Here is a 5,448-nt window from a genome sequence, read left to right as displayed (position 1 = left end):
ACCAGGAACGCGATCAGCGCCGCGGACCGGCTGTCGGCGTCCTCGGTGGCCTTGGCCAGCGATCCGCCGATGGTGTCACGCAGCCGGCTCCGCCGCGCGCGGAGCCGCCGCATCCGCCTGAGCCCGCTCCGGCTCCGCCGCCGAAGGAGGAGGCTCGTCCGGTCGCGGCGCGTGCGCCGAAGTTCGCGCAGCGCGCCGACGGCGGGTTCGGGCCGATGGGCTCGTCCGGTGGTTGGACGGGCGGTTCGGCGCGGGCCGGTTACGGCCGGAACACCACGTGGTCGGCCGACGACTTCAAGGAAGAGCGCCGCAACGACAACGACCTGCAGGTCGGCGCCGGTTACAAGCCGGGCGAGAGCGGGAGCACCGTCGTGCCGCAGTTCCTGATCGAGGCCGACGAGCTCTTCGACGACGACGAGGGCGACGGCGGCAGCCGTCTGGTGGCGCCGCCGGTGCTGGGCGAAGCGCCGTCGAGCTACCGGGACTTCTAGCGCGGGCACGGCCGGTGCGCCGACCCGCACCGGCCGCTGCACCCAGACTCCGAAATGAGCGTTCGATGGTCGAGACGATCAACTTGTCGATCCCCGCGGTCGACCTGCTCGGTGAGCAGTTGAACCTCACCGTGCGGCAGTACCCGTTCGAGCTGCCCCGGATCGGGGAGCTGGGCGAGGACCGCAACCGGCTGGTGCAGCAGGTCTGGCAGGAGCTGGAGTCCACCGGGCTGGCGCGCAACGGGCGTCCGGAGCCGGAGGTCGAGGACGCGCTCTACCTGCTGTGCAGCTCCGAGGTGTCGATCGCGGCGGCCGGTCTGCTGGACGTGCGCGCCGGGCATCGGCTGGCGGCGCGGGTGGTGGCCACCGGCGAGGTCGGCGTCGTCGGGGTGCTCGACGGCCGCGGGCTGCGGATGAGCTTCCTGGCGCCGGATGCGCTGCCGCGGGCGTGCGCGGACCTGCTGCCTGACGCTCCGCTGGGCACGGAGAACCCGGTGCGCGCGGTGGCCGATCGCAGCAGCGGGCATCCGGCCGACGCCGACATCGACGGCCTGGCCGAGCTGCGCGCGATCACCTCGCGCCAGAAGTTCCGCCTCGGCCACTTCGTGGTCAGCGGCGACCGGCGCAACGGCCCCCGCCAGCCGAACCTGATCTGGTTCGACAACGATCAGGGCCGCTACGCGCTCCAGGGCGAGCGGGCCGAAGGCCGGGACGTGATCACCTGCGGCCCGGCGGACAAGCGGACCATCGCGGGCCAACTGGCCACCCTCCTCGACCGCACCCGCCAGAACCGCATCTGACGACGCGCCGGGCCATGTCGGTCCCCGACACGCCGACACCTGTGGACAGGCCCGGGTCCTTGTGGAGAACTTCCGCAATTTCAATGGAAATCAGAGGTCCGATTTCCATTGAATTTGCGGACCCCAGTCCACCGCCCCCAGCCCCCAGCCCACCGCACGACGTCCGCGGCCTTCCGAAGCCGTCGGCCGGGAGGTCCGGCTGGGTGCTCCGGGACCGCAGTTTCAATTGAAACTGTGGTCCGCCGGGGTGCAGTTTCAATTGAAACTGTGGTCCCGCGGAGCCCCTCGGGCCGTGCTGGAGGGGAGGTGCGTGCCACGGGCGGGTGCGAGGAAGGTGAGCCTTAGGGCAGGCTGGGGGTCGTGACCCAGGACCGCCAGGCCGAGATCGTCGAGACACCGGACGACCGCGACTCGTTCATGCGCTTGCTCGGTGGTCGGGGCAGCGCGATCGACGCGATGCTGCCGCCCGTCGCCTTCGGCCTCGGCTGGTACCTCAGCGGCGAGTCGATCGCCGTCGGCGGACTCGTGGCGGTGGCGGTCGGAGCGGTGGTCGCGGGGTGGCGGCTGTCCCAGCGGGCGCGTCCGCTGGCGGTGCTGATCAGCCTGCTGGCCGTCGCGTTCGGTGCGCTCATCGCGCTCTACACCGGGGACGCGGTGGACTTCTTCCTGCCGCGGCTGGTGACCAACGCGCTCAGCGCGCTCGCCTGGATGACCAGCATCGCGATCCGCTGGCCGCTGCTGGGCGTGGTGGTCGGGACGGCGCTCGGCCAAGCGCGGCGGTGGCGCCAGGACCCGGATCTGCTGCGCGCCTACAGCCGGGCGAGCTGGGTGTGGGTGGGCCAGTACGTGGTGCGGCTGGTGGTGTTCATCCCGCTCTGGCTGGTCGACTGGATCGGCCCGCTGACGATCGCGCAGGTGGTGCTGACCTGGCCGCTGGTGGCGGTCTGCGTGGCGGGCAGCTGGTGGGTCGTGCGCCGGTCGTTGCCCGCGGACCACCCGGGCCTGCGGCATCCGCGCACCCCGGAGTGACAGCCGGATTCGTCGAGCGCAGAATGCGCTCATGTCTCTCGGCAGCGTGATCACCGCGATCGTCACCCCGTTCGACGAGCAGCAGCGCGTCGACGAAGAAGCCTTCCTGTCCCTGTTCCGGCACCTCGTCGACCACGGCTCGGACGGCATCGTGGTCTGCGGGACGACCGGTGAGGCGCCGACCCTCACCGCCGAGGAGCACCTGCGGCTGATCGAGCTCGCCTGCGCCGAGCGCCCGGCCGGGACGACGGTGATCGCCTCGACCGGCTCGAACGACACCGCGCACGCCTGCTCGATGAGCGCGAAGGCCGTCGAGCTCGGCGCGGACGCCGTGCTGTCGGTGACCCCGTACTACAACCGCCCGAACCGGCGCGGGCTCATCGCCCACTTCACCGAGATCGCGCGGGCCACCGCGAAGCCGGTGGTGCTCTACAACGTGCCGTCGCGGATCGGGCTGTCCCTGGACAACGACCTGCTCGCCGAGCTCGCCCAGGTCGAGCACCTCGACTACGTCAAGCAGGCGGACAACGCCGCGCTCGCCCAGATCGACGGCCTCGGGCTGTACGCGGGCAACGACGACGGTTTCGCGCAGGCGCTCGACCTCGGCGGCTGCGGCGGCATCCTGGTGGCCAGCCACCTGGTCGGTGACCAGATGCGCCGGATGGTCGACGAGCCGGAGAACCGCGCGGAGATCGACGCCGAGCTCAAGCCGCTGTTCGCGGCAATGGGCGTGACCACGAACCCGATCCCGGTCAAGGCGGCGCTGAACCTGCTCGGCCACCGGGTCGGAGGTGTCCGCCTGCCGCTCGTCGAGGCCGACGACACGGAACTCGAGGTCATCCGCAAGGCCCTCGCCGACCTCAACCTCCTCTGACGGTCAGGCCGGGAGGAGGCGGGCGTGGAGGGCTGCGGGGTCCGGGGTGAGGTCGTGGGCCGCTAGCCAGGCCGCGCCGGCCGCTCCGGGGCCTGCGGTGTGCGGTTCGGGGAAGCCCCGGGACGTCAGTTCGGCGCGGAGGGCTTCGCCGACCGGGTTCGCCGGGGCGACCAGGCCGCCGGCCAGGACGATCGGCGTGCGATCGTCGGGAGTGCGGGTTTCCGCAGCGGTGTCGGCGAGCACGCGCGCTGCGTGGTCGATGATCGCCGTGGCCGTGGGGTCGGAGGCCTTGGTGACCAGCGGTGCGAGCTCGGCGAGCCGGATCGGGGGCGCTGAGTTGACCGCGCTGATCAGCTGTTTGCGCTGCGCATCGGGGTTGTCGGGGAGCAGCGTCTCGCGGACTGCTGCGGTGAGGCCGTGCAGCGTTTCGCCCCGGTCCAGGGCGGCGAGGGTGGCGCGGACGGCTTCGCGGCCGAGCCAGTAGGCCGAGCCCTCGTCGCCGAGGAGCCAGCCGTAGCCGCCGACCGTTCTGGTGAGCCGGTGCTGCTCGATGCGGGCGGCGATCGCTCCGGTGCCCGCGATCAGCACCGTGCCGGTCGGCTCCGGCGTTCCCGCCGCGAACGCCACCTCGGAGTCGCTGATCGCGCGCAACCCGCAGTCCAGGCCGAGCCGCGCCCACTCCCGCTCGAACAGTTCGCGGAACTGAGGATCGGCCATCTTGCTGACCCCCGCCATGCCGATCACGCCGGCCCGCACCCGCGCCGGGTCGACGTCGCGCAGAGCGGTCAGCGTGGCGGTGGCGATCTGCCGGACCGCCTCGTCGGCCGGGTGCGAGTTCGGGTTGCCGCCGGCTGCTTCGCCGCAGCCCAGAACGCGGCCGGACAGATCGCTGACCAGCGCGCGGCTGCTGGTGCCGCCGACGTCCAGGCCGAGGACGAATTCCGCATCGCGGTGCATGCGCCTTTTCTACGCGCTTCGAGTGATCGGTACGACAAGGAGGCCGAACATGACCGAAATCGCCAACGGCTGGATTCCGCGTTCGCGAACGGCTATACATCGAGCATTTGCATGATCAGTCGGGGAGAAGCACCATGGTCGACCTTGCCCGAACGCGGCCCGCCGCGGCACCGTCCGAAGTGGACGAGGGGGGCCGATGACCGTCGACGCCCACCACCACCTGTGGGACCTCGACGTCCGCGATCAGCCGTGGATCGTCGGGCCCGAGATGGATCCGCTGCGCCGCGATTTCCGGCCCACCGACCTGCAAGCCGCGCTGAAGGGCACCTCGGTGGACGCCACGGTGCTCGTGCAGACGGTCTCCGATCCGGACGAGACCCCCGAGATGCTGGTGCTGGCCGACTCGGTCGACCGCATCGCGGCGGTCGTCGGCTGGGTCGACCTGACCGCCCGGGACGTGCGCGAACGCATAGGCCGGCTGCAGATCCACCCGTCCGGCCGCTGGCTGAAGGGCATCCGCCACCAGGTCGAGGGCGAGTCCGACCCCGACTGGCTGGTCCGGCCCGACGTGCTCAAGGGGCTGGCCGCGGTCGAGGACGCGGGACTGGTCTACGAGCTGCTCGTCCGCTCGGACCAGCTGCCCGCCGCGGTCAAGGCGGTCGCCCAGTTCCCGCAGCTGACCTTCGTGCTCGACCACTGCGCGAAACCGCCGGTGGCCAGCGGTGAGCTGCAGCCCTGGGCGGACCGGATCCGAGCCCTCGCTGCCCACCCGAACGTGGTGTGCAAGCTGTCCGGTCTGGTGACCGAGGACGACTGGGCCCGGCAACCTGATCCGGTGAGGTTGGCGCCGTACGCCGAGGTCGTGCTGGAGGCGTTCGGGCCCCGCCGCCTGATGTTCGGCTCCGACTGGCCGGTGTGCCTGCTGGCCGCCGAGTACGGGCAGGTCATCGACGTGGCCAAGCAGCTGACGGCGGACCTGGACGACCGGCAGCGTTCGGCGGTGTTCGACCGGAATGCCCGAGAGGTGTACGACATCTGAGGACTTTCGCCTCTGTCGACACCCGCATCTCGACGTTTGCGGCCTGCTCCGATCGGCGTAACCTGACGATGCCCGCCTTACCCCGCCCCCTCGGTGAGGCGGGCTCTTCGTTTCTTCGTCGTCTGAAGGACTCGTTTTGCGTGGCGGTGCGAGTGGCGGAACCTCAGTCCGCCACTCCTGCTTCAGCGGTGGGGGATGGTTCCGCAGGTCATGGCCCATCAAGCCGAGGCCGACGATCAGGAACGACAGGGTCGCGAC

Annotated in this window: 6 protein-coding genes; 5 read left to right on the top strand and 1 reads right to left on the bottom strand. The window is 71.3% G+C overall.

What is annotated here, in order from left to right:
* The first annotated feature begins 215 nt into the window (after positions 1-215).
* The 4 genes from ABTZ89_RS35125 (at position 216) to dapA (ending at position 3,194) form a co-directional block, all read left to right on the top strand.
* Entirely contained in the window at positions 216-491 is a 276-nt protein-coding gene (locus ABTZ89_RS35125; RefSeq protein WP_351053080.1) for a hypothetical protein, read from the top strand.
* Positions 492-556: 65 nt separating this feature from the next.
* Positions 557-1,291, top strand: coding sequence for an ESX secretion-associated protein EspG (locus ABTZ89_RS35120; protein WP_270951422.1), 735 nt, complete (start codon positions 557-559; stop codon positions 1,289-1,291).
* Between the two features lie 360 nt (positions 1,292-1,651).
* Entirely contained in the window at positions 1,652-2,320 is a 669-nt protein-coding gene (locus tag ABTZ89_RS35115; protein WP_351053076.1) for a DUF3159 domain-containing protein, read from the top strand.
* Positions 2,321-2,351: 31 nt separating this feature from the next.
* The gene (dapA, locus tag ABTZ89_RS35110) at positions 2,352-3,194 is read left to right on the top strand and encodes a 4-hydroxy-tetrahydrodipicolinate synthase (protein ID WP_351053073.1); all 843 of its coding nucleotides are present in this window, start codon (positions 2,352-2,354) and stop codon (positions 3,192-3,194) included.
* A 3-nt stretch (positions 3,195-3,197) separates the two neighbouring features.
* Here the strand turns inward: dapA and ABTZ89_RS35105 are convergent, their stop codons facing one another.
* Entirely contained in the window at positions 3,198-4,151 is a 954-nt protein-coding gene (locus ABTZ89_RS35105) for an N-acetylglucosamine kinase (protein ID WP_351053070.1), read from the bottom strand.
* 196 nt (positions 4,152-4,347) lie between these two features.
* On the opposite strand from ABTZ89_RS35105, the gene ABTZ89_RS35100 reads away from it, so the two are divergent.
* Positions 4,348-5,190 carry an amidohydrolase family protein gene (locus ABTZ89_RS35100; RefSeq protein WP_270951418.1) on the top strand — a complete coding sequence of 281 codons (843 nt, stop codon included), beginning with the start codon at positions 4,348-4,350 and terminating at the stop codon, positions 5,188-5,190.
* The last annotated feature ends 258 nt before the right edge of the window (positions 5,191-5,448 follow it).

This window comes from Saccharopolyspora sp. NPDC002686 (genome assembly GCF_040295745.1).
In the GTDB taxonomy this organism is placed as follows: Bacteria; Actinomycetota; Actinomycetes; order Mycobacteriales; family Pseudonocardiaceae; genus Saccharopolyspora; species Saccharopolyspora oryzae.
The sequence above is the reverse complement of the archived record's forward strand: the minus strand, read 5'-3'. Positions and strand labels throughout refer to the sequence as shown.

What these genes read in the sequence shown, in the direction of transcription:
- ABTZ89_RS35125 (WP_351053080.1), top strand. Translation starts at nt 216, where the DNA reads ATGGGCTCGTCCGGTGGTTGGACGGGCGGTTCGGCGCGGGCCGGTTAC.
- ABTZ89_RS35120 (WP_270951422.1), top strand. Translation starts at nt 557, where the DNA reads ATGGTCGAGACGATCAACTTGTCGATCCCCGCGGTCGACCTGCTCGGT.
- dapA (WP_351053073.1), top strand. Translation starts at nt 2,352, where the DNA reads ATGTCTCTCGGCAGCGTGATCACCGCGATCGTCACCCCGTTCGACGAG.
- ABTZ89_RS35105 (WP_351053070.1), bottom strand. Translation starts at nt 4,151, where the DNA reads ATGCACCGCGATGCGGAATTCGTCCTCGGCCTGGACGTCGGCGGCACC.
- ABTZ89_RS35100 (WP_270951418.1), top strand. Translation starts at nt 4,348, where the DNA reads ATGACCGTCGACGCCCACCACCACCTGTGGGACCTCGACGTCCGCGAT.